Below are 24,542 nucleotides of genomic sequence, written 5' to 3'. Positions count from 1 at the left end.
TTGAGAAAGCTTTCACTTTGTGAAGAGTAGTTAAAATTTATTTTTATTTTACATTTCCTATTTGAGATAACAATTCTATAAAATTTGGAAATGAAGTTTGAATACACTCAGTATCAGTTATATTCATGGGTACTTTTAATCCAGCTATCGCAAAACTCATAGCAACTCTATGGTCACCATAACTATCGACTGTAGCACTTTGTAATTCTCCACCAGTTACTTCATAACCATCTTCAAACTCTTCTACATGTAAACCACATTTTTTTAAATTCTCTACTACAGAAGATATTCTATCACTCTCTTTAACTCTTAACTCTTTTGCATTTTTTACTACACTTTTACCAGTTGCAGTTGCAAAAGCAATTGAAAGGGCTGGAAGTTCATCAATAAGCCAAGCAATATTATCTTTAACAGTAACGCCAGTTAAAGGAGCATATTCTACCACGATATCTCCTACACTATCATAAGTTGATTCTTTTTCTATGAACTCAACTTTTGCACCCATACGTTTTAATACTTCATAGGCTTCAATTCTGGTAGGATTTAATAACATATTTTTCAAAATGACTTTTGAATTTGGGGTAATTGCAGCAGCTACTGCAAAAAAGAATCCACTTGAAGGATCATTTGGCACTGTTATATCCAAAGGTTTTAAAGGTTTATTTATAGAATTTAAAGTTACTTTACATCCATCTGATTTTATATCAACACCCATACCACGTAACATTTTTTCAGTATGATCACGGCTTAAAGTAGGCTCACTTAAAGTTGATGTTCCTTTTGCTCTGAGTCCTGCTAATATCAAAGCACTTTTAACTTGTGCAGATGCAATAGGACTATCATAATGAAATGGTTTTAAATGAGCACCTCTTATACTAATGGGAGCTAACTCCCCATCAGACCTACCATCTATTATAGCGCCAATTTTTCTTAAAGGGTTTGCTACACGCTTCATAGGACGACTTACTAAATATTTATCTCCATGAAGTACATAAAAACCATCAAGTGAAGATAAAAAGCCCATTAATAATCTTATAGCTGTTCCTGAATTTCCACAATCTAAAATAGATGCTGGTTCTTTTAACTCAAGAGGAGGAGTTATAATGAGAGTATCACCTTTTTTTTCTACTTTTGCACCAAGACTTTGAGCAATACTAAGCGTGCATAAAGTATCTTCAGCATTCAAAAAATTTCTAACATGTGAAGGCTTATCACTCAAAAGTGAAAAAATTGCACATCTATGAGATATTGATTTATCACTAGCTATTTCATCTGTTTGAAAAACAAACTCTTTTTTTGGTGATACTTTAATTTGGCTCATCTAACTGTTATCCCATACTTTTCTTTTAAAGAATTTAACATAGAATCTACCATTTTTGAAACATCTTCATCTTCAAAAGTTTTTTCTTCTGATTGAAAATGAAATTTTATTGTTAAACTAATTTTATCTTCAAAAGATTCATCTTCATATATATCTATTGGATATAGTTTTGTTAATTCAACGGGAGCAATAGAATTTAAAAAGTTTTTTATTTGTGAAAATTGCATCTCTTTAGGAACCATAAGACTTAAATCTCTTACACTTTCTGGGAAACTTGAATATTTTTTAGCTTCTTTTCTTTCATATGACAAAGCATTCATATCAAGTTCACAAATATATGTACGTGCTATATCTAGTTCTCTCTCAACATTTAAATGCACCCTTGAAATATATCCTATATCATTGCCTTTTTGAATCACTCTTGCATACTCATAAGGGCTACTCAAACTATCTCTACATGTAGATGATTCTAATTCAAAACTTCCTATAATATTACTTATTTTTTCTGCAAATTTGAAAAAGTCTATAATTGCTGGTTTCCCATGATTTGAAACTTTCTGAGCTTCTGTTTCACCACTAAAAATAAAAGCAATATTTGTATTTTCATTTCTACTTTTATCAAAAACAGTTCCTACTTCAAATAGTTTTATACTTTTTCTACCAAATTTTACATTTCTATTAACCGATTCTAAAAGATTTGGAATTAAAGATGATCTTAGAGTATTTAACTCATTTGTTATTGGATTTGTAATTTCTCTTTTTTTATAAATTGTTTTAAGTCCATAATTTTCCATTCTTTCTCTACTATCAAAAACAAAATGTAACGTTTCAAAAAAACCTATACTAACAGCTCTATGTCTATACATTTTTCGTTTTTGGAAAGATTGATAAGAATCATTCATCTTCTCTTTTTCAGCAAAGACTAAAGGTTTTGAAGTGATATTGTCAATTCCTACAATTCTTACTATTTCCTCACAAACATCTTGAATATTTAAAATATCATGACGATGTTGTGGAACTTTTACGTTCATAACACTTTGTTCACTTTTAAAAACAACTTCAAAACCAAGTCTTTTAAGAATCTGTATAATTTTATTTTTAGGAATTTCTTCCCCTATAATATCTCTTAATTGCTCTAAATCAATAGGAATTCTTACATCATCAACATCTTGAATCACTTGTTGACTTCCAGCATAAAGCATTATTTTAGAGTATTTTTTCAAAAGTTCTATTAAATAATCCATACCAAAATCCAAATCAGGTTCGCTTCCTCTACTAGAACGGTATAAATGGCGATCTGATTCTAATTTTTTATTTGCACTACTTACAGATATAATTTCTGGATGCGTATAATTTGCTTCTAATATAACTTTTTGATCTATATTACTAGCTTTAGCCTCTTCATTTTGAGATATCCCAACATATGAAGTTATTTGATTATTTTTGTTATATACTGCATCTAAGCCATTGGTATGTTTTTTAATTTTTACTGTTGCTTTATCATTTTGATTTGTAAAACAAGCATGATTATAGGTTCTTAAAAGTACTCCTGTTGTATAAGTTGCATACTCTACAACTCTTTCTAATTGAGTTGGTTTATAATTATCGGCAATAGCTAAACGTAAATCAATTAAAAATGAACTCTTTATCTCTTCTTTTTCATAAACTCTATAAAGTAAAGATGCATTTACTTTTTCATTAGCACTTACATTTAATACTCTACCAATACCTAATTGATTATCATCATCTTCTGAACTAAAATGTTTTATATCTAAATCATAAGGAACACTCAAATCTCTTGCAACCCCATGAACACTTAAACAGTCACCTCTATTAGCTGTTAATTCAATTTCTATAACATCATCATTTACTAATTCATATTCGCTAAACTCTTTTCCTAAAATAAGCTCACCAATGCTATCATCTAATTCCATGATACCATCACCCATTTTAGGAAGCCCAAGTTCTTCAGATGAACAAATCATACCAGAAGACTCTTCTCCTCTAAGTTTTGCCTCTTTTATTTCCATACCATTTGGTAGGATTGCTCCTACTTTAGATACTACTACATGTAAACCTTCTCTTACATTTTTTGCGCCACAAACTATCTGTTTTGTCTCACTTCCTAAATCTACTTGGCAAATATTAAGCTTATCAGCATCAGGATGTTTTTTACAAGTAAGTACACGAGCTACTACTATATTTTTTGGAACTCTAATTCTATTTATACTATCAACTTCAAGACCAATAGCATTTAGAGTACTACAAATATCTTCTGATGATATTTTTTTTATATCTATCCATTCATTTAACCATGCTCTTGTAATAATCATCTAAATTGCTCCAATAATCTTAAATCACCTTCAAACAATGAACGTAAATCTGGTATTTTATGTAAAAGCATCGCAAATCGCTCAACCCCTAATCCAAAGGCATATCCACTAACATCTTCATAACCAACAGCTTTAAAAACATTTTCATCAACATATCCACTACCTAAAACTTCCAGCCATCCAGTATGAGAACATACACGACAACCATCACCTTTACAAAAAATACAACTAATATCTACTTCTGTACTTGGCTCAGTAAAAGGGAAAAAACTTGGACGAAAACGTACTTCTACATCTCCAAACATATACTTCAAAAAATCTTCTAAAATGTATTTTAGATTTGCAAATGAAACTTCACCACTTTTTCCAACAACAAGACCTTCAACTTGATGAAACATAGGAGTATGTGTCAAGTCATAATCTCTTCTAAATACTGCACCTGGACAAATCATACGAATAGGTGGTTTTTCTTTTAACATTGTTCTTATTTGAACTGGACTCGTATGCGTACGTAAGAGCATACTGTCTTCAAAATAAAATGTATCTTGCATATCTCGTGCAGGATGGTATTTAGGAAGGTTTAATGCTTCAAAGTTATGAAAATCATCTTCTACTAAAGGTCCTTCTTCTATTGAAAAGTTCATACTTACAAAATATTCTATAATCTTATCCATAGTATCCATAACAGGATGAAGAGCTCCCTCTTCACTTACCGAGTTAAATAGTGTTACATCTACACCATCTTTTTTCATCTCATAAGCAATAGCCTCAGCTTCTAAGTGCAATTTTTTTTCACTAAGAAGAGCTAAAAAATGCTCTTTGTTTGTATTTAAATTTTGTGCAAAATCTTTTTTTTCTTCGTTGGATACAGTTTTCATCTTTGCAAATTGCCCTGCAAAATAACCTTTCTTACCAAAGAGAGACACTCTTAATTTTTCAAGTTCTTTTAAATCATCACAAGAACTTATTGACGCTTCAATCTCTTTCATTTCACCTTTTCCTTTTTACTGAAACATGTCCAGTAAACATTCCTTATATTGAAATTAATACCTCATTGGAAATTTTAATTTACTAAATTTTAACTATTTTATTAAAAAGTTGATTATAAAACGGTTAATTGCTACAATATACAAAAAATAGGAGATATAAATGACAATTTTTACAAAAATAATTAATGGCGAAATTCCATGTAATAAAGTATTAGAAAATGACGATTTTCTAGCATTTCATGATATCAATCCAAAAGCACCTATTCATATACTTATCATCCCAAAAGTAGAAGTTGAAAATTTTCAACAAGTTACCCCTGAAATTATGTCAGGTATGACAACTTTTATTCAAGAAGTGGCAAAACTTTTAGGCTTAGATAAAAATGGTTATAGATTAATTACAAATAATGGAAGTGATGGTGGACAAGAGGTTATGCATCTTCATTTTCACCTTTTAGGTGGTGCAAAACTTAATTGGAATCACCTAAGCGATAGTGACTCAAAAAACTATATTTAGGTAAGTTGAGAGTCAAAGCTAATACTTTAAACTTCTAAGTTCACAAGTTTAGCTTTGAGCTCTACTTTATCTTATCTTCATCCAACTTTCAAAATACTCTAATTGTTTCAAAGTTGAACATGTAGCTGTTCCACCTTGTGACTTTCTTGCATTCATAGAAGTTTCAAGCTCTAAAGTGTTTATAATATCTTCTTGTATTTTTAATTCAAACTTTTTAAGCTCATCTAAATTTAATTCACTAATATCTTTTTTATTCTCTTCTGCATATGCCACCACTTCACCTGTTAATTTATATGCATCTCGAAAAGTATACTCACAATTTGCGGTTAAATAATCAGCTAAATCAGTAGCACTTAAATGCCCTTTTTTAGTTGCTTTGAGCATTTCTTCTTTATTGATTCTCATACTTTTTAAAGCTTCACTTAATATTTTAACCGAAATTTTTGCTGTTTTAACACTATCAAAAACACCCTCTTTATCCTCTTGCATATCTTTGTTGTAAGCTAGTGGTAAGCCCTTTAAAACTGTTAATAAAGAGATAAGATTTCCGTTTACTCGTCCTGTCTTACCACGTAAAAGTTCTGGAACATCGGGATTTTTCTTTTGTGGCATAATTGAACTACTTGTACTATACTCATCACTTAATTCTACAAATCCAAACTCACTACTACTCCACAGAATTATTTCTTCAGAAAGACGTGAAATGTGCATCATTAAAGTCGATATGTTAAAAAGTATTTCTAAAGCAAAATCTCTATCACTAACAGTATCTAAACAATTAATACTAACACTATCAAAACCCAAAAGTTTTGCTTCATATTCTCTGTCAGTTTGATATGGACTTCCTGCAAGTGCTGCACAACCTATTGGAGAAATATTGTTTCTTTTATATGAATCTTCAAATCTCTCAATATCTCTTTTAAACATAGAAACATAAGCTAGCATATGGTAAGCAAAGTTTATTGGCTGAGCATGTTGTAAATGTGTCATACCAGGTAAAAGTGTTTTTGTATGTTTTGCTGATATATCAAGTAAAACTCTCTGTAAATCAAATAAAAGTTCTACTAACTCTTTATTACTTTTTAAAACATACATTCTAAAGTCTAATGCTACTTGGTCATTTCTACTTCTTGCTGTATGCATTCTTTTTGCATCATCACCAATAAGAGTACTTAGACGACTCTCAATAGACATATGAATATCTTCATCAGAAATATCGAAATTGTATTGACCCTCTTCTATTTCTTGTTGTACTACATGTAAACCATCTATAATTTTTTCTTTTGCTTCATTTGAAATAATTTCTTGTTTTGATAACATTTTAACATGAGCAATTGAGCCTTCAATGTCTTGAAGATAAAGCTCTTTATCAAACATAATAGAAGCATTAAACTCATCTAATAATTTTGCCTTTGGCGCAGTTGTTTTTCCCGAAGCAACTTTTGTTGACAATATAAATCCTTTTTTTGAAAATGGGGAGTCTAAAACTCCCCGTGAAAGTTATAGTTTTGGTCCAGCACTTGAAAAGTCTGAATCATCAGTTATATATTTTTTAAAGTTTTGAATAAACATCTCTGCTAATTCTTTTTGAGAAGCATCAAATAAACTCTTATTTTTCCAAGTATTTTTAGGGTTTAAAAGGAGTGTATCTACTCCTTGTAACTGTTTAGGAATACTTAAACCAAAAACAGGAGTTTGTTCAAATTCTGATTTTTCAATACTTCCATCAAGTATAGAATTAATACAAGAACGTGTTGCTTTTATACTCATTCTTGTTCCAACCCCATAAGTTCCACCAGTCCAACCAGTGTTAACAAGATACACATCTACTCCATGTTTATCTATTTTTTCACCAAGAAGTTTTGCATAAACTGTCGGATGAAGTGGTAAAAAAGCCTCTCCAAAACAAGAACTAAACGTTGCAACTGGTTCAGTAACACCTCTCTCAGTTCCAGCAACCTTTGCAGTATATCCACTCATAAAATAATACATTGCTTGTTCTTTAGTCAGACGAGAAACTGGAGGAAGTACACCAAAGGCATCAGCGGTTAAAAATATTATTTTTTTAGGGTGTGGTGCTTTTAATGATCTTTTATGGTTTTTTATATGATCAATAGGATAAGAGACTCTTGTATTTTCAGTTTTGCTTCCATCTTTATAATCTACTTTACCATCTTTATCTATCACTACATTTTCTAAAAGTGCATTACGCTTAATAGCTCCATATATTTCAGGTTCGCTTTGAGGATCAAGACCTATACATTTTGCATAACATCCACCTTCAAAATTAAAAACCCCTTTATCATCCCAACCATGTTCATCATCACCTATTAGTCTTCTTCTAGGATCTGTTGAAAGTGTTGTTTTTCCAGTTCCACTAAGTCCAAAAAACAGTGCAGTATCTCCATCTGCTCCAACATTAGCAGAACAGTGCATTGAAAGTTTCCCTTCAAGTGGCAACCAATAGTTCATCATTGAAAAAACACCTTTTTTCATTTCACCACCGTACCAAGTACCACCAATAATTGCTATATTTTCTTCAACATTAAAAACAACAAATACATCTGAATGTAATCCATGTTTTTCATAATCTTTATTATTAAGTTTTCCAGCATTATACAAAGTAAAATCTGGAGTAAAATTTGCTAAGTCTTCTTCAGGAGGACGAATAAACATATTTTTAACAAAATGTGCTTGCCAAGCTATTTCAGTAACAACACGAATACTTTTTCTACTCTCAGGAGCGCCTCCACAATAAGCATCTTGAACATAAACATTTTTATCAGAGAGTTGTTTTTTTACTTTTGAGAAAAGTTCATCAAAAATTTCTTTTGATACTGGTTTATTGACTTCACCCCAAGAGATGTATTTATTAGATGGGTCTTGATTCACAAAATACTTATCTTTAGGGCTACGTCCTGTAAATATGCCTGTATCTACAGCAAATGTACCACCCTTAGTAACCTGACCATATGGATCTCTTTGTTCATGTTCAAAAAGTTCATCGTAACTAAGATTATGATAAACCTCTTTAATTCCGGTTAAACCAAGATTTTCTAATCCATTTACCTTAGACATCATTTTACTCTCTTTCTTTATTTAAATATTGATAATAATACGCCAGCAGCAACGGCAGAACCAATTACTCCAGCAACGTTTGGACCCATAGCATGCATAAGAAGCATATTTGTTGGGTCAGCTTTCATCCCTTCTTTATTAGAAACTCTCGCAGCCATTGGCACAGCACTCACTCCAGCTGAACCTATAAGAGGATTAATAGGTGTTTTTGAAAATTTATTCATAATCTTTGCCATAATAACACCTGCTGCAGTACCTACGGCAAATGCAACCAATCCTATAGCCAAAATTCCTAAAGTTTCTACCACTAAAAATTTCTCTGCGGCTAATTTAGAACCGACAGCTAATCCTAAAAATATTGTTACAATATTAATTAAAGAATTTTGCATTGTATCAGATAATCTATCAACAACACCAGATACTCTAGCAAAATTACCAAATGTAAATGCACCTATCAATGGTGTTGATTCTGGTAAAATAAGAATTGAAAGCATTACTACAGTTAAAGGAAAAAGAAGTTTTTCCATCTTACCAACTTCTCTTAACTGTTCCATTTTTATTTTTCTTTCTTCCACTGTTGTAAAAAATCTCATAATTGGTGGTTGAATAATTGGCACAAGTGCCATATAAGAATATGCTGCAACAGCAATTGCTCCCATTAAATCTGGAGCAAGTTTTGAAGCAACAAAGATAGAAGTTGGTCCATCAGCTCCACCTATAATAGATATAGCAGATGCATCTTGTAATGAAAAATCAAACCAAGAAGTATACTGAGACAAAGTAACAGCCCCAACGAGTGAAGCAAATATTCCAAATTGTGCGGCAGCTCCTAAAAGAGCTGTCTTAGGATGTGCCAGAAGTGGTCCAAAATCTGTCATGGCCCCAACTCCCATAAATATAATGAGAGGGAATAACTCATTTTTAATACCAGATTCAAATAAGACACCTAAAAAACCCTCATGTCCAATTATATTGGCTAATGGGATATTGGCTAATAACCCACCAAAAGCTATAGGCAGTAAAAGTAAAGGCTCAAAACCTTTTGCAATTGCAAGATAAAAAAGTAAAAAAGTTATTGAAATCATAATAACTCTTCCCCATCCTTGTGCAAATTTACTTAAAGGTTCCCCCAATGCATTTGTCACATTGTCTTTTGGATTTAAAAAAGCATAAATACCTGTTGTTCGGTAAAAGTTACTGAACATTTCAGAAATACTTTTTGCCTGATGATGAGAAACTTTTTTACTAGTAATCTCTACATGTTTATTCTGTGTATTTTCACCAGCAGATAGTGGTTGTACTGTAAAACTAATAGCATAAACTGCTAATAGTAAAAATAGAAGTTTTTTCATCTTGAACCTTAAATTACAGCTAGTGTTTGACCGTTTTCTACACTTTGCCCTTCTGCTACATTAATAGCACTTACAACACCATCTTTAGGAGCAACTATTTCTATTTCCATTTTCATGGCTTCTAGGATGATAAGTACGTCGCCTTCCTTAACAGTATCACCAACCTTTGCAACAACTTTAAAAACTGATCCAGGTAAACTGGCTTTTATCTCTTCTCCTGTTGATGCTACAGGAGCTGATGGTTTAGCTGAAGTTACTGATTTTACTTCAATAGAAGCATCAAGACCTTCACTCACTTGTACATTAAATTTTTCACCATTAACAACTACTGTGTATTCTCCATTCGAATTTGCCACGCTTACTTTCTCCTGTTTTACATTTTTATCTATTTTTCTTACATTAACTTTTGCTTCACCTTTTAGAAAAGCAATACCTTTTTCTTTACAACTTGCTGCAATGAAAATATTTTCTTCATTTACTTCAATACCCTCTTTTTCTAATATGTTTTGAGTATATTGAAGTGATTTTGTTTCATCTGCATCTGCAATATCTAGTGCATTTTGAGTTGTTGGTTCCATTTTTAATTGTTCACTTGCTAAACTCACAACATCACTATCTGGAGCAACTGGAGTATGACCAAAATAACCAAGAACCATTTTTCCATAACCATCTGCTATTTTATTCCATTTTCCAAACATCACGTTATTAAATGCTTGTTGGAAATAAAATTGAGAAACAGGAGTTACACTGGTTCCATAACCACCTTTTTCAACAACTTCTCTCATAGCCTTTATAACTTCTGGAAATTTTTCTAATATATTATTATCTCTCATCATTTGGGTATTTGCAGTTAATGCACCACCAGGCATTGGTGAAAATGGAATAAGAGGTGAAACTTGTGTAGCTTCAGGAGGTAAAAAGTAATCTTTTAGACTATCTTGTAAAACTTCTTGATACGTTAAAACTTTTTCTAATTCTAATCCACCAAGATCATATTCTTTACCTTTAACAGCATGTAACATTGTTAAGATATCGGGTTGACTTGTACCACCACTTACAGGTGATGCTGCTAAATCAATACCATCAGCTCCAGCTTCAAGAGCAGCTAAATAACATGCTACACTAACACCAGCAGTTTCATGAGTATGAAGTCTTACATGTGTATTTTCAGGCAATAATTTTTTTGCCATTTTTATAGTTTCATATACTTTTTGAGGACTAGATGTTCCACTTGCATCTTTAAAACAGATACTATCATAAATAATTCCAGCGTCTAATATATCTCTTAATGTTTTTTCATAAAAAGCAACATCATGAGCACCTTCACATCCTGGAGGTAAATCCATCATCGTTACAACTGCTTCATGATTCAATCCATGATGACTTATACGCTCACCACTATATTTTAGATTTTCTACGTCATTGAGTGCATCAAAGTTTCTAATAGTTGTAGTCCCATGTTTTTTGAACATTTTTGCATGTAAATCTATAAGTTCACGGCTACCAGTATCTAGCATAACAGTGTTTACACCACGTGCTAATGTTTGTAAGTTTGCGTCAGGACCTGCTACTTCTCTAAACTTATCCATCATATCAAATGCATTTTCATTGAGATAAAAGAATAGACTTTGAAATCTTGCCCCTCCACCAAATTCAAAATGTTTGATTCCTGCTTCTCTAGCAGCTGCAACTGCTGGCATAAAGTCACCCATAAGAACACGACCACCAAAAACTGACTGAAAACCGTCTCTAAAGGTAGTATCCATTACATCAATATATTTTTTCTTCATTTTGCCCTCATATTAGCTTTTTGAATTTTTAAAAGTTGTGATTGCTGCAGTAATTGCTGCTACTAGTGCCTTATCATCTTTTTGTGTAGATGATTTTTGTGTTGAAGATGCTCTACTAGGTGTAGATACAACTTTTTGAGGAAAAAACTTGTTTATTATCTTTGCTTGGAAATGTAAAATAATTACCATCAATATCAAAAATGAAAAGACAGTAGCCATACCCAAAACCATAAACTTCAAGCCCTCTGTAACCAAATTGAGTTCCATTAAAATAGCCCTTTTTATACAGATAAATTTTATCTATCCCGTAGACAAATTCATTTATTTTATCATACAGTTTATTAAATAAACATATAAAAAAATCATATAAAAACATTATTATTTACTCTATGAATTTTTAATAAATTTTTATTATTTTTCTTACATGTAAAGAGAAAAAATCTCTTTACATGTAGAGCTTATTTAGTACAACGTTCTACTAGATAAAATATAGACCTATAATCAATTCCACTATGCTCACTTAGACCAATTTCACACGTTTTACTTGTTGAAAATGCATATTTAACATCAGAAGGAATTGAGCTTTTTAAATCTTTTAGTGCTGATTTATTGAGTTCAGGAAATGTAAAACCTCTATCCCCAGCAAAACCACAGCAACCTATATCTGTTGGAACTGTAACGTTTGAGCTACACATTTTTGCAATACTTTCAAACTTATCAGCTAAACCAGTTTTTCTTGTACTACAGGTTGTATGAATTACTATTGGTTCTGCTGTTTGTTGAAATTCTAACTTATCAGTTAAAAATTCTAAAATAAATTCGACTGTATCATGAACTTTTAAATCTGCTGGAAAATTTGCTGCTATAGTTTTGCTACAAGGACTCATATCACAAAGGATTGGATATTTTCCATTTTTACTTGCAATTCTTAATTGCTCTTCTAGTTCGTCTGATTTCTTTTTACCTTCTGGTTTATAACCTTTTGAACTAAAAGGCATTCCACAACAAAGATTCTCAATGTCATTAGGAATAATTACTTCATAACCTGCACGCTCTAATAAACCAATTATCACTACATCTAAAGGTTTTTCATCTTCTCTTTGACTAGGATTTGCCATTGTTCTATTGATACATGAAGAAAAATAGACAATTTTATCATCACTTTTAAGTGTAGTTTTACCCTCAAATTTATATCCACTAGGTAAACTCTTTGTCCATAAAGGTAATCTATCTCCACTCAAGGTTCTTAAAGAAGTACTCATTTTTGTCATTATACTGTTTGGTATAAGTGTATTATTGACCCATTTAACGGCACTCATAGCTACTCTTCCTGCACTTAGTACACCAGAATAATTATTTGCTATCATACCAGCTACACTATGCCCTAATGAGCCTATTTGCTCACTTCTTATCTGTTTTGTTAAATTACCTGTATCAATGCCCACTGGACAAGATAAAGAACATAACGAACAAGTAGCACAAGTTTCAACACCGTCATACTGATAAAGTTTTTTAAACTCTTTTAATTGATTTTCTTTCCCTTCATCTTTTAAAGTTGTCATATAACGATTAGATGCTATTCTTTGTCTTGGAGTTAGTGTTATATGCTGAGAAGGACAGGTTGGTTCACAAAAACCACACTCTATACATTTATCTATATATTCATTTGTTGCTGGCATGGCTTTAAAGTTTTTAAGATGAATTTTCTTATCATCATTTAAAATAACTCCTGGATTTATCAAACCTTTTGGATCAAATATTTGCTTAATCTCTTTCATAAGAGTATAGGCATCTTCACCCCATTCAAGTTCAACAAAAGGAGCCATATTTCTTCCTGTACCATGCTCTGCTTTTAAACTTCCTTGATATTTCACAGCAACTTGATTTGCCACTTCTTCCATAAACATTTCATAACGTTTTATTTCAGATTCTTCTTCAAATGCTTGAGTAAATACAAAATGTAAATTACCCTCTAGTGCATGTCCAAAGATAATCGCTTCATTGTAATTGTATTTTTTAAATAACTCTTGTAACTCTAATGTAGCTTCTGCTAAGTTCTCAATAGGATATGCCACGTCTTCTATAATTACAGTCGTGCCACTTTTTCTTACAGCACCTACCGCAGGGAAAAGACCTTTTCTAATTTTCCAAAAAAGTGTATATTCTGCTACTTTATCTGTAAATTGCAATGGCAATTCTGGTTCTATATGTTTTAACTTATCTAATATAGTTTCAATATTTGTATTGAGTATCTCTTTATTCTCAGCTCTTGTTTCAACAAGTACTGCAGTAGCTTCTACTCCTAAAGTTTTCAAAAATGATGGCATTCCTGCTTCATTTTCAACACTTCTTAAACCAGCTCTATCCATGATTTCAGCAGCACTTACATTCTCTTTACATTGTGTTTTAAGAACCATAACAGCATCACAAGCATCTTTCATATTTTTAAATATCATCAAAGCACTTGCTTTATCTTTGTGTTCAGCTACTGTTTTAAAAGTTATATCTTTAATAAAACCTAAAGTTCCTTCACTTCCTATCATAAGATGAGAAATGATATCGATTGGATCTTCAAAATCAACTAAAGCATTAAGAGCATACCCACAAGTATTTTTAATTTTAAATTTTCTAACAATTTTGTCATGTAACTCTTTGTTATCATTTACTTTTTGAGCTAACTTACTAATTTCTTCTACTATATGAGGATGAGACCTAGCAAATGCATCACGACTCTCTTTAGAAGCAGTATCGAGTTCTCTTCCATCATGAAAAATAATTTTCATACTTTCTAATGTTTTATAGGAATTATCACTTATCCCACAACACATACCACTGGCATTATTTGCAGCAATTCCACCAATCATAGCAGAATTTATACTTGCAGGATCTGGACCAATTTTTTTCCCATATGGTAATAATTCTAAATTAGCACTACTTCCTATAACTGAAGGTTCTAGTGTAACTAAACTAGCATCTTCATTGATTTCAACTTTATTCCAATCTCTTGATGTTACTATTAAAATAGAATCTGTAATCGCTTGTCCTGATAAACTGGTTCCAGCTGCACGAAATACAACAGGTAAAGACATTGAACTTGAAAGCTTTAATATCTCACTCACTTCTGAAGCAGTTTTTGCCCAAACCACAATTTTAGGAATCAACCTATAAAAAGAGGCATCAGTGCCATAAGCTAAAGTATGTAAAGGATCAGTAAAAACTCTCTCTTTAGGTAATATATTGCTTACCTTTTTATAAAAATCAAGATAAGATTCATCTAGTAAACACATAAAAATGTCCTTTAAGTTAAGTAGGTTATTTTAGCAAAAGATACTAAACTTTATATATAATATTTTAAGACGAGAAGAAAATCTTCTCGTCTTAAAATTATAATAATCTGTTAATACCAAATAATTCTGGATATACAGTCAGTAAAAGTAACACTATAATTTGTATAATAATAAAAGGTATAACACCTTTATAAATATGCATAGTTTTTACACTAGGTGGAGCAACACCTTTTAAATAAAATAGACTAAATCCAAAAGGAGGAGTTAAAAATGATGTCTGTAAATTCATTGCAATTAAAATTGCATACCATACAGGATTAAGTCCAAGTTGTTCAGCAATAGGAACCAAAATAGGTACAATAATATATGAAATTTCAATAAAATCAATAAAAAAGCCTAAAACCATAATTGCTAACATTGAAAGAATTAAAAAACCCCATTTTTCGCCAGGAAGTTGCAACATAAACTCTTCAACAATAGTATCACCACCAGTATAAGTAAATACCATAGAAAATGCCGTAGCTCCAATTAAAATACCAAATACCATTGCCGTAATATTGACTGTTTCTAATGAACTAGAATGAATCATTTTAAATGAAAACTCTTTATATACTATCGCCAAAAATAGAGCTCCTACTCCACCAACTGCTGCTGATTCTGTAGGGGTTGCAACACCCATAAAAATAGATCCTAAAACAAGTACAATAAGTACTAACGGAGGGAGAATTGCCTTTAGAGCATTAAGAACTTGTTGTGTTTTTGACCCAATAGCCCCTTCAATAACGATAGGGGGAGCAGCATCTTTTTTTATATAAGAATAAAGTAAAATATATAAAATATAAGCTCCAACTAAAAATAGCCCTGGCCAGATAGCAGCTTGAAAAAGATCACCAACTGGAACTTGAAAAACATCTCCTAATATAATAAGGACAATTGAAGGAGGTATAATCTGTCCTAGTGTTCCTGATGCACAAATTGTACCAGTTGCTAACTCTTTATCATAATTATATTTCATCATTACTGGAAGTGATATAACCCCCATAGCAACAACACTGGCACCAACAACACCTGTTGAAGCAGCAAGAAGTGAGCCTACAAGAACTGTACTAATAGCAACACCACCACGAAGTTCACCAAAAAGGTATCCCATAGATTCTAAAAGGCGCTCTGCTAATTTACTTTTTTGTAAAATAATTCCCATAAATATAAAAAGAGGAACTGCCATTAAAATTGTATTATTCATAATGGCCCAAATTCTATGAGGCATGAAAGCAAACATATCTATACCGTATTGTAGACCTTCAAAAAATGTTTCATCAGAACTAAATGCTTCTAAAATTCCCGCTAAAAATCCAAAAATTATAGATACTGCACCAAAGGTAAAAGCAACAGGAAAACCAAAAAGCAGCATAGCAAGTGCTGCAAAAAACATTACTATTCCTATCATTGCGAATCCTCTTTAAAGTCATGAGGATGTCCGTGTAATCCTAAATACATATTAATATTTTTTATAATAAAACCAACAGCAACAATACAAAGAAGTACCATTGAAGCAGGTACAAATGATTTTATAATCCATCTGTGAGTAAGCCCGCCTGGGTCTCCACTAATTTCAGCTGTTTGAAATGATTCTTGCACAAACTCTAATGAACCAAATCCAATCAATAGTGCAAATGGAATTAAAAATATAAAAGTTCCGACTATATTTATAATGGCTTTCTTTTTATAATTTAAATTGTCATATATAACATCAACCCTCACATGTCCATCTTCTTTTAATGAATACGAAACTCCCAATAAAAAAACTATAGAAAACAGATGCCACTCCATCTCTTGCATTCCAATTGAACCTGTATTAAAAAAATACCTCATGATTACATCAAAAAATACATTTATCATCATTAGCACCATTAAGATACCTGTTATATTTCCTATAAAATCAGCAAACTTATCAAAAGCTCTTTCTAATTTTAACAACATTATTATCCTTAGTCTATTCAGTCATTTTTATAAACAAAATAAAAAATTGGCTCTTTATTCAATTTTTTATATTAATGCTAAAACATCAAGTTATAAAATAATTGAATGAGTATACAATAAATTATCTTCTCATAAAAATAGTCCGATATTTTACCATAATATAATGTGTGACCAAAAAATAAAATATTTATACTTAATTTTATGCTTGACAATATTCTTCTTTTTTTAAAAAATATCCAACATCTACAGCTGTTTCTATACAATCTATCGGAATTTTTTTTCTCACTCTTCTAACAAGTGAGCGAATTGAGTCTATACTAGCGTAATTACCTTCCCAAACAATAGCTTGTATGGTATCAAATGAGACAACTTTTCCTCGTTGTGCTAATAAAAGATTAAGAAGTAATCTCTCTTTTCGTGAAAGGTGCTCTGATTTACCATCTATTTCTAAAAGACTATCTTTAAAGTTAAATTTATAGTTCTTTGTTATCTCAATAATATCTTTGTCAAAATGGCATAACTTTTCTATTTTAATTTCTAACTCATCTATAAAAAAAGGCTTTTTAAGATAATCATTACAGCCATAACTATAAGAATTTTTAATAACATCTAACTCTACGGTTGAACTTATAATAATAACTGGCGTATCCATATTGTACTCTCTAATTCTTTTTAAAAGTTCTGTACCATCAAGTGAAGGAACATTTATATCTAGTATAAAACAGATATAGCCATTATCTATTGCATTATAAGCTTCTTCACCATCAACAAAACTATGAACTTCGAAACCTTTTATTTCTAATCTTTTAACTATGGTTTCATTCAACCTTTTATTATCTTCTAATAGTAATATTTTCACTATAGTCTCCATTATTAGTACTTGGGACAACTATTTCAAATGTTGCTTTATCAAAATAGTTATAAACATCTATTTTACCATTCATTTTATCTTCTACTATTACTTTTGCCATATAAAGTCCCAATCCTGTACCATCTTTATTTGTAGTAAAATAAGGATCGAATAAAAAATTGATTATTTTTTTTGAAATTGCTCTTCCATCATCACTTATTTTTATATGTGTGTTCTTTTCTTTTGATTCAATAGTAATATTAATATTTTTTCCATATCCTTTAGAAACAATTTTATTTTTTGCATTATTAATTATATTTAAAAGTACTTGTTTAAATTCATTTTCATATCCATAAACTTGAACATAGTCATCTTTACATGTAATATTCAGATTTATATGAGCATAAAATACTTGTCTTCCAATTATCTCTTGTACATCATCTAATGCTTTTTTTGCACAAAAGAAAACTTTTTTAGTTGACGGTTTTAAAAAATTCCTAAAATCTTTCAGTGTTTGTGACATATATTGTATCTGAACCATAGACTCATTTACAAACTCTTTCATCTTTACTTCACTCATCTCATTTTGTGCATAACTAAATTCCATATCTTGAAGTATTGCTGAGAGTTCAACTAATGGTTCGTTCCATTGATGTGCAATAGCTCCTACCATTTCACCCATTTCAGCTAATTTACTTTGTTGGATCATAAATTGTTTTTGCTGAATTCTCTCAGTAACATCATCCATAACACTCACTATTCCACCAATATTTCCATCTATATTTGAATATACTGTTTTGTTAAAAGTAACTACTCTTGATGTACCATCAGCAAGATGAAGTGTTTTTTCAAATTGATTTGTACCTTCATTTTTCAATAACTCTTTATCTTTATCTCTTTGTTCAACTGCCCATTCTCTTGAAAAAAAATCAAAAACACTTCTTCCAAAAATCTCTTCTTTTTTCTTTCCAAGAAGTTCTGCAAAAGCTTTATTACAGCCAAGATATTGTCCATTTAAATTTTTATAATTTATAGGGTTTGGAATAGTATCCATTAAAACACCTATAAACTTCAATTGATTTGTAAGTGCTAATTCACTCTTTTTTCTTCTTGCTACATTTGTAGCTAATAAAATTAGTATGGCTGTAATTACAGCTATTATAGAAAATATTAACCAAACTAAATGTTTATACTCTTCATAAAAAGAAAAAGGTTTATTTATTACCTCATATATTTGCATATTTTTAGGTATATGTATATTATATGCTTGCAACTCATTATAATCAAACATATATTTATTAGGACTTTTTTTTAAAATTGGAATTTTTTCTGGATTTGCACCTTTGAGTATTTTACTGACCATTTTAGAAGCAAAATATGCTTGTGCTGTTGCACTTGTAAGTACTCCTCCAACAATTCCTTCTCCTAAATAAAAATCCCAAAGTCCATATAGAGGAACGCGAGCTACTTTTCTTACAACTTTTAAACTTTCTATATGCGTAAAATTTTGTCCTGTTTTATCTTTAAAAAGAAGAACCCATAAAATTGCTGTATGATTAGATAAATTTTTTACTTTTCTTTTTAAATTAGAAATTTCTATGTCATCTATATATTCAAACTCTAATTTATCTTTATATTTTGGTAAAACTCTATATATATCTTTTTTGATTGCATAACCTGTACGAGAATGATCATTAATAATCACTAGTTTTTTTAAAGTAGGATGTATTTTTAAAATCAAATCTATATTTTTTTCAATATCAACTTCTTCTACAACACCTGTTATATACGAACGTTTATTATTTTCTTTTATCTTAAATCCATCAAGATTATTAATACCTAAAAAAACTATTGGTACATTTTTAAAAAGTTGTTCATGATATTTCATGACAAACGCTAACGCATTATTATCCACAGTAACTATTAAATCAAAATTTCTTTGTTTGAATTGTTCTTTATAAAGTTTAAAAAGTCTATCTATATATGTAGGTGTATTAACCCGCTTTGTATCCATATATATGGTCGTAATATGAGCATCCCCTCTGAGCTCAAATCTATTCTCAAATACTTTTGAAATATCATCACTCCATTTATACCCTTTATGATATGAGTGAACTAAAAGTATATTTTTAGGAGTTGTAGTAGCAAACAACTCAAAAGTAACAATTATAAATAATAATACAAACCTCATCTAATATTTGCCTCACATAAATAATTAGAGAAAGTATAGCACATTCCAAAAAGAAACACATGATAAAAAAATAGTGTCGATTTAGTAACAATTTTTATAAAATCATATGAATGTCATTTCGTTAAATTATCATGGGGGAAACAAACTTCAAAAGGATTAAATATGAGTTTAGGATTACTTGCATTTTTTGCAGCACTCCCTCTAATAAGTGCGGGTTTATTGCTTGTTGGATTTAGAATGCCTGCAAAAAAAGCTATGCCAATTGTGTATGTTATAACATCACTTGTAGCAATTTTTGTTTGGGATGTTTCTTTTAATAGAGTCTTAGCATCATCGATTCAAGGGCTTCTCATTACAATTGCTGTTCTATGGATTATTTTTGGTGCAATTTTACTTTTAAATACACTAAAACACTCTGGAGCAATTGCGGTTATTCGAAAAGGGTTTAACAATGTAAGTCCAGATAGAAGAATTCAAGTTATTATTATTGCTTGGTTATTTGGTTCATTCATAGAAGGAGCTTCAGGTTTTGGAACACCTGCTGCAATTGCAGCCCCACTTATGGTTGCTATTGGTTTTCCAGCTATGGCTGCTGTTATGATTGGTATGATGATTCAAAGTACTCCAGTATCTTTTGGAGCTGTCGGTACTCCAATTTTAATTGGTGTAAATAAAGGATTAGACAGTGAAGGTATAGGAAAAACTTTATTAGATATGGGTTCTAATTGGGATACATATCTTCAAGCAATTACAAGTGAAGTTGCTATTGTTCATGCTACAGTAGGAACATTAATTCCTCTATTTATGATTGTTATGATGACTCGATTTTTTGGTAAAAATAGATCTTGGACAGAAGGATTATCTATCTTACCATTTGCTATATTTGGTGGTATATCTTTTACAATACCTTACGCTCTAACAGGTGTTTTTTTAGGAGCAGAATTTCCTTCAATTATAGGTGCCCTTGTTGGTATGCCAATCGTAGTATTAGCTGCAAAAAGTGGCTTTTTAATTCCTAAAAATACTTGGGATTTTGCCCCTCGTGAAGAGTGGCCAGTTCACTGGGTAAGCCAATTTGAAATCAAAATGGACGCTATGAATGAAAAAATAGATATGTCTTTAACAAAGGCTTGGATTCCTTATGTTTTGGTTGCTGCTATTTTAGTTCTTACAAGAGTGAGCGATACTGCAAAAGCATTTACAAAATCAATAGTTATTCCATTTAAAGATATTCTAGGAGAAGGTCTTGGATACTCTATAGTTCCTCTTTATCTTCCTGGTGGAATTTTGGCATTCGTAGTTTTAATTACTTTCTTTTTACATAAAATGACAATGAAAGAAATGAGTGCTTCTATTGGAGAAAGTTCTAAAGTAATGCTTGGAGCAGGATTTGTCCTTGTATTTACAATTCCTTTAGTAAGAATATTAATTAATTCTGGTGTAAATGGTGCTGATTTAGCATCTATGCCAGTAGTTATGGCTGATTGGGTTGCTGCAACTGTTGGCGACATTTATCCTTTATTTGCTCCGATGGTTGGTGCACTTGGTGCATTTATTGCAGGTAGTAACACTGTATCAAATATGATGTTGTCTCAATTCCAATTTGGTGTTGCAGGTGCACTTGGTCTATCTACAGCATTTATGGTAGCTCTTCAGGCGGTTGGAGCAGCAGCTGGTAATATGATAGCTATTCACAATGTTGTTGCAGCATCAGCAACAGTAGGCCTTCTTGGTCAAGAAGGTGAAACTTTAAGAAGAACTATTATTCCTACAATCTATTATTGTTTATTAGCTGGTATCATAGGTCTTATTGGTATGTATACTTTAGGTCTTACAGATCCACTTATGAAAACAATGTAAAAAAAGGATTACATGTAAAGGGTAGCCTTTACATGTAATCTTCTTAAATACTTCGACGATAGATATTTAGATAATAAAAAAGTTTTTAGGGTTTTTAATAATAGCGCTATGTTCTGCTATAGCTTCATCAGGCATATTATAACGTTCATTAAAAATTGTTTGATGATACTGCACTTCATCGTCAATAACTTCAAAGACCATAGTTTCATAAACAACTTTTTTTACATCATCTTCAAACCAAGAGTGACGAACATGCATACTAATGGTAGAAATCAAAAACTCTCTTCCATCAACCTTCATTACATTTTTTAACTCTAAATCTCTCATAGATTTTACCTCTTTTTATTTAAAGAATAATTCATTTATCATTATTGCTAATACGCCAATTGGTGTTATATATTTTATCGAAAAATACCATAAATTAAATATACTATCATTTGTATGGTCTTTTAATAAAGAATAAACTCTCTCTTTTTGCATTACATAACCAACAAAAATAGCAATGATAATTCCACCTAATGGCATTAAGATAGAAGAACTTGCAAAGTCTAAAATATCAAAGAAACCTTTACCACCAAAAGTTACGTAAGAAGCATACTCTTTAACATTAGATAACAGTGCCATTGTACCCATACCATAAGTAATAAAACCTAAAATAACAAGTGATTTGATTCTGCTTATTTTAAATCTAGTATTCATATACAATACACCCGGTTCAATAATAGAAACTGCTGAAGTAATTCCTGCAAAAGCCAGTGCTACAAAGAAAGATACACTAAAAATATTTCCTAAAATTCCAAAACTTGAAAAAATAGTAGGAAGTGAGATGAAAACTAAACCTGGACCAGCTGATGGTTCTGCACCTGCATTAAAGACAAATGAAAATATTACAATACCTGCTACTAGCGCTATGACTGTATCAAGTATAGCTACACTTGCAGAAGCTCTTACTATATTTGCATCTTTATTTAGAGAAGCAGCATAAGTCATAATTGTACCCATACCAACGGATAGAGTAAAAAATGCATGCCCTACAGCTTTAATTATTGTTGTACTTGTAACTTTTGACCAATCAGGAACAAACAAAAAGTCTAGTGCTTGAGAAAAACCATTTAATGTTGTTGCATAAAGTAATAATGCTAATAAAATACCAATTAAAAGTGGCATTAAAATTAAATTTATTTTTTCTATACCTTGTTTAATACCCTTTGATAAAATAAACATAATTATGAAAAAAGCTAAGTTAAAAAATGCAAATTGTGTAAAAGTTTCTGTTGTTACCATTCCCCCAAAAGCAGCCCCTGCTTCTTTTGCATTTAAAGGCAATGATGTCGCAGAAACATAAATATATTTCAATATCCAGCCAATAACTATTGTATAAAATGAAAAAATCAATAAGCCTGTAAAAATCATAAAACCAGCATATTTCCAAATGTGCCCATTTTTTGGAGCTAATTCTTCAAAAGTACTTACTGCATCATTACGTGAAGCTTTACCTAATAAAACTTCAGCAATAAAAAGTGATAAACCAATAAATGTAATCGTAAATAAATAAATCAGTACAAAAGCACCACCACCATTTTCTCCTGTCATATATGGAAATTTCCATATATTACCAAGTCCTACCGCACTCCCTGCAGCAGCTAAAATAAAACCTAAACGGCTAAATCTAGCTTTATTCATATAAAGTCCTTACACTTCTAGATTATAAAATCTATTTAATTAAAAGTGCTCATTCTAGCATAATTTGTATGATTTTTAGATATTTTGAAGAAAAAGGTAGCCTTTGGCTACCTTTAATAGTTATTTTTCTAAAGCAGTCATATTTTTTAAATATGAATATTCCGATATCTTTGTCCATTCACGAGATTTTTTAAGAAAATTTCTTTGTGATTCTATAATTCTTTTTGTTAAAGGTCCTTTTTTTTCTAACTTTAGAATCAGTTTATCATTAGCTGCTTTCATAGCTCTAAGAACTGGCATAGGAAATTCTTTTACTTTTATATTAGGAAACTCTTTTTTCATTTGTTCCCAAGCATTTGCGCTTGCATCATAATTTTCAGCATACATATCAAATGCTGTTGATTTCATAGCAACTGTTACTATAGTTTGTAAATCTTTTGGTAATTTATCAAATGCTTTTTTATTTACTAGATATTGCATTTCACTTGCAGGTTCATGCCATCCCGTATAATAATAGGGTGCCACTTTATAAAAACCCATTTTGATATCCATTCCTGGCCCTACCCATTCAAGAGCATCAATAGTACCACGTTCTAAGGATGTATATAATTCTCCAGCAGGGATATTTATAGATTTTACACCAAGTTTTGCCATGATTTCTCCTGCAAAACCAGGAATCCTCATCTTAAGGCCTTTTAAATCATCTACAGTTTTTATCTCTTTTCTAAACCAGCCACCCATTTGTACACCAGTATTTCCTCCAGGGAATGAATACATTTTATGCTTTGCATATACTTCTTGCATAAGTTCTAATCCACCACCATAATAAAACCATGCAGTTTGTTCGTCCATAGTCATACCGAAAGGCATTGATGTAAAGAAAAGTGTATTTATATCTTTGCCCTTCCAATAATACGAACCAGAATGTGCCATTTGATATTGACCTAATTTCACCATATCAAAAACACCAAGTGCTGCTTTATGTTTATTTTTACCATGTACGTCAATAATTAAACGACCATTTGACATCTCTTTAACTAATTTTGCAAATCTTTGAGGAGGAGAAGCAAGTGGAGTAAGATTTTTTGGCCATGACATTGCTAATTTCCATTTATATACCTTTTCTTTAGCACTTGCATTCATTGCAAACGCTAAAATAATCAATAATGACAATATTGATTTAGCAAGATATTTAATAATCATAAGTATTCCTTTAAATAATAATATATATTGATACTACTAGATGTCAAATTAAAGTTTACTGTTTATGTTTGTGTTTGTTTGATTTTTTTTTTAAATGAGTAATTTTGA

General features: G+C 31.0%; 18 protein-coding genes. 2 read left to right on the top strand and 16 right to left on the bottom strand.

Annotated elements, in window-relative coordinates; genetic code table 11:
* Positions 1 to 43: 43 nt before the first annotated feature.
* The 3 genes from aroA to pheS are packed head-to-tail and all read right to left on the bottom strand — an operon-like array spanning position 44 to position 4,643.
* Positions 44 to 1,321, bottom strand: coding sequence for a 3-phosphoshikimate 1-carboxyvinyltransferase (aroA, locus tag K354_RS0102640; RefSeq protein ID WP_024953963.1), 1,278 nt, complete (start codon positions 1,319 to 1,321; stop codon positions 44 to 46).
* The gene (gene pheT / locus K354_RS0102635; protein ID WP_024953962.1) at positions 1,318 to 3,654 is read right to left on the bottom strand and encodes a phenylalanine--tRNA ligase subunit beta; all 2,337 of its coding nucleotides are present in this window, start codon (positions 3,652 to 3,654) and stop codon (positions 1,318 to 1,320) included. Before pheT ends, aroA begins: the two co-directional genes overlap by 4 nt.
* Positions 3,651 to 4,643, bottom strand: a complete 993-nt coding sequence (gene pheS, locus K354_RS0102630) for a phenylalanine--tRNA ligase subunit alpha (RefSeq protein WP_024953961.1) — start codon at positions 4,641 to 4,643, stop codon at positions 3,651 to 3,653. Before pheS ends, pheT begins: the two co-directional genes overlap by 4 nt.
* Positions 4,644 to 4,803: 160 nt before the next feature.
* Here pheS and K354_RS0102625 point away from each other — a divergent pair, with 160 nt between their 5' ends.
* On the top strand, positions 4,804 to 5,160 hold the full coding sequence (locus K354_RS0102625; protein ID WP_024953960.1) for a histidine triad nucleotide-binding protein: 357 nt from the start codon (positions 4,804 to 4,806) through the stop codon (positions 5,158 to 5,160).
* A 66-nt stretch (positions 5,161 to 5,226) separates the two neighbouring features.
* Here the strand turns inward: K354_RS0102625 and argH are convergent, their stop codons facing one another.
* The 10 genes from argH to K354_RS0102575 all read right to left on the bottom strand — a co-directional run bounded on the left by argH (position 5,227) and on the right by K354_RS0102575 (position 19,688).
* Entirely contained in the window at positions 5,227 to 6,612 is a 1,386-nt protein-coding gene (gene argH / locus K354_RS0102620; RefSeq protein WP_024953959.1) for an argininosuccinate lyase, read from the bottom strand.
* 48 nt (positions 6,613 to 6,660) lie between these two features.
* Complete coding sequence (gene pckA, locus K354_RS0102615; protein WP_024953958.1) at positions 6,661 to 8,238, bottom strand: phosphoenolpyruvate carboxykinase (ATP); 1,578 nt, start codon at positions 8,236 to 8,238, stop codon at positions 6,661 to 6,663.
* A 17-nt stretch (positions 8,239 to 8,255) separates the two neighbouring features.
* Positions 8,256 to 9,590, bottom strand: a complete 1,335-nt coding sequence (locus K354_RS0102610; RefSeq protein WP_024953957.1) for a sodium ion-translocating decarboxylase subunit beta — start codon at positions 9,588 to 9,590, stop codon at positions 8,256 to 8,258.
* Between the two features lie 8 nt (positions 9,591 to 9,598).
* Positions 9,599 to 11,380, bottom strand: a complete 1,782-nt coding sequence (locus K354_RS0102605) for a biotin/lipoyl-containing protein (protein ID WP_024953956.1) — start codon at positions 11,378 to 11,380, stop codon at positions 9,599 to 9,601.
* 12 nt (positions 11,381 to 11,392) lie between these two features.
* On the bottom strand, positions 11,393 to 11,647 hold the full coding sequence (locus tag K354_RS0102600; RefSeq protein WP_024953955.1) for an OadG family protein: 255 nt from the start codon (positions 11,645 to 11,647) through the stop codon (positions 11,393 to 11,395).
* A gap of 191 nt (positions 11,648 to 11,838) precedes the next feature.
* A complete protein-coding gene (locus K354_RS0102595) occupies positions 11,839 to 14,667 on the bottom strand; it encodes an FAD-binding and (Fe-S)-binding domain-containing protein (protein WP_024953954.1) in 2,829 nt (942 codons plus the stop codon).
* A gap of 97 nt (positions 14,668 to 14,764) precedes the next feature.
* The gene (locus tag K354_RS0102590) at positions 14,765 to 16,114 is read right to left on the bottom strand and encodes a TRAP transporter large permease (RefSeq protein ID WP_024953953.1); all 1,350 of its coding nucleotides are present in this window, start codon (positions 16,112 to 16,114) and stop codon (positions 14,765 to 14,767) included.
* A complete protein-coding gene (locus K354_RS0102585; protein WP_174377773.1) occupies positions 16,111 to 16,647 on the bottom strand; it encodes a TRAP transporter small permease subunit in 537 nt (178 codons plus the stop codon). The genes K354_RS0102590 and K354_RS0102585 overlap by 4 nt, the downstream gene beginning before the upstream one ends.
* A gap of 199 nt (positions 16,648 to 16,846) precedes the next feature.
* Positions 16,847 to 17,506: a response regulator transcription factor gene (locus tag K354_RS0102580; RefSeq protein WP_024953951.1), complete on the bottom strand. Its 660-nt coding sequence runs from the start codon at positions 17,504 to 17,506 to the stop codon at positions 16,847 to 16,849.
* Positions 17,481 to 19,688 (bottom strand): sensor histidine kinase, encoded by a 2,208-nt coding sequence (locus K354_RS0102575; protein ID WP_024953950.1) that lies wholly within the window; start codon positions 19,686 to 19,688, stop codon positions 17,481 to 17,483. The genes K354_RS0102580 and K354_RS0102575 overlap by 26 nt, the downstream gene beginning before the upstream one ends.
* Before the next feature lie 162 nt (positions 19,689 to 19,850).
* Here K354_RS0102575 and K354_RS0102570 point away from each other — a divergent pair, with 162 nt between their 5' ends.
* Entirely contained in the window at positions 19,851 to 21,548 is a 1,698-nt protein-coding gene (locus K354_RS0102570; protein WP_024953949.1) for an L-lactate permease, read from the top strand.
* Between the two features lie 66 nt (positions 21,549 to 21,614).
* Here K354_RS0102570 and K354_RS0102565 read toward each other — a convergent pair whose 3' ends face one another.
* From K354_RS0102565 to K354_RS0102555, 3 genes are all read right to left on the bottom strand, one after another.
* Positions 21,615 to 21,875, bottom strand: a complete 261-nt coding sequence (locus K354_RS0102565; RefSeq protein ID WP_024953948.1) for a hypothetical protein — start codon at positions 21,873 to 21,875, stop codon at positions 21,615 to 21,617.
* Between the two features lie 15 nt (positions 21,876 to 21,890).
* Entirely contained in the window at positions 21,891 to 23,231 is a 1,341-nt protein-coding gene (locus tag K354_RS0102560) for a sodium-dependent transporter (RefSeq protein WP_024953947.1), read from the bottom strand.
* A gap of 120 nt (positions 23,232 to 23,351) precedes the next feature.
* Positions 23,352 to 24,434 (bottom strand): TRAP transporter substrate-binding protein DctP, encoded by a 1,083-nt coding sequence (locus tag K354_RS0102555; protein WP_084607304.1) that lies wholly within the window; start codon positions 24,432 to 24,434, stop codon positions 23,352 to 23,354.
* Between the last annotated feature and the right edge of the window lie 108 nt (positions 24,435 to 24,542).

Source organism: Sulfurospirillum arcachonense DSM 9755 (assembly GCF_000597725.1).
Taxonomy (GTDB): domain Bacteria; phylum Campylobacterota; class Campylobacteria; order Campylobacterales; family Sulfurospirillaceae; genus Sulfurospirillum_A; species Sulfurospirillum_A arcachonense.
The sequence above is the reverse complement of the archived record's forward strand: the minus strand, read 5'-3'. Positions and strand labels throughout refer to the sequence as shown.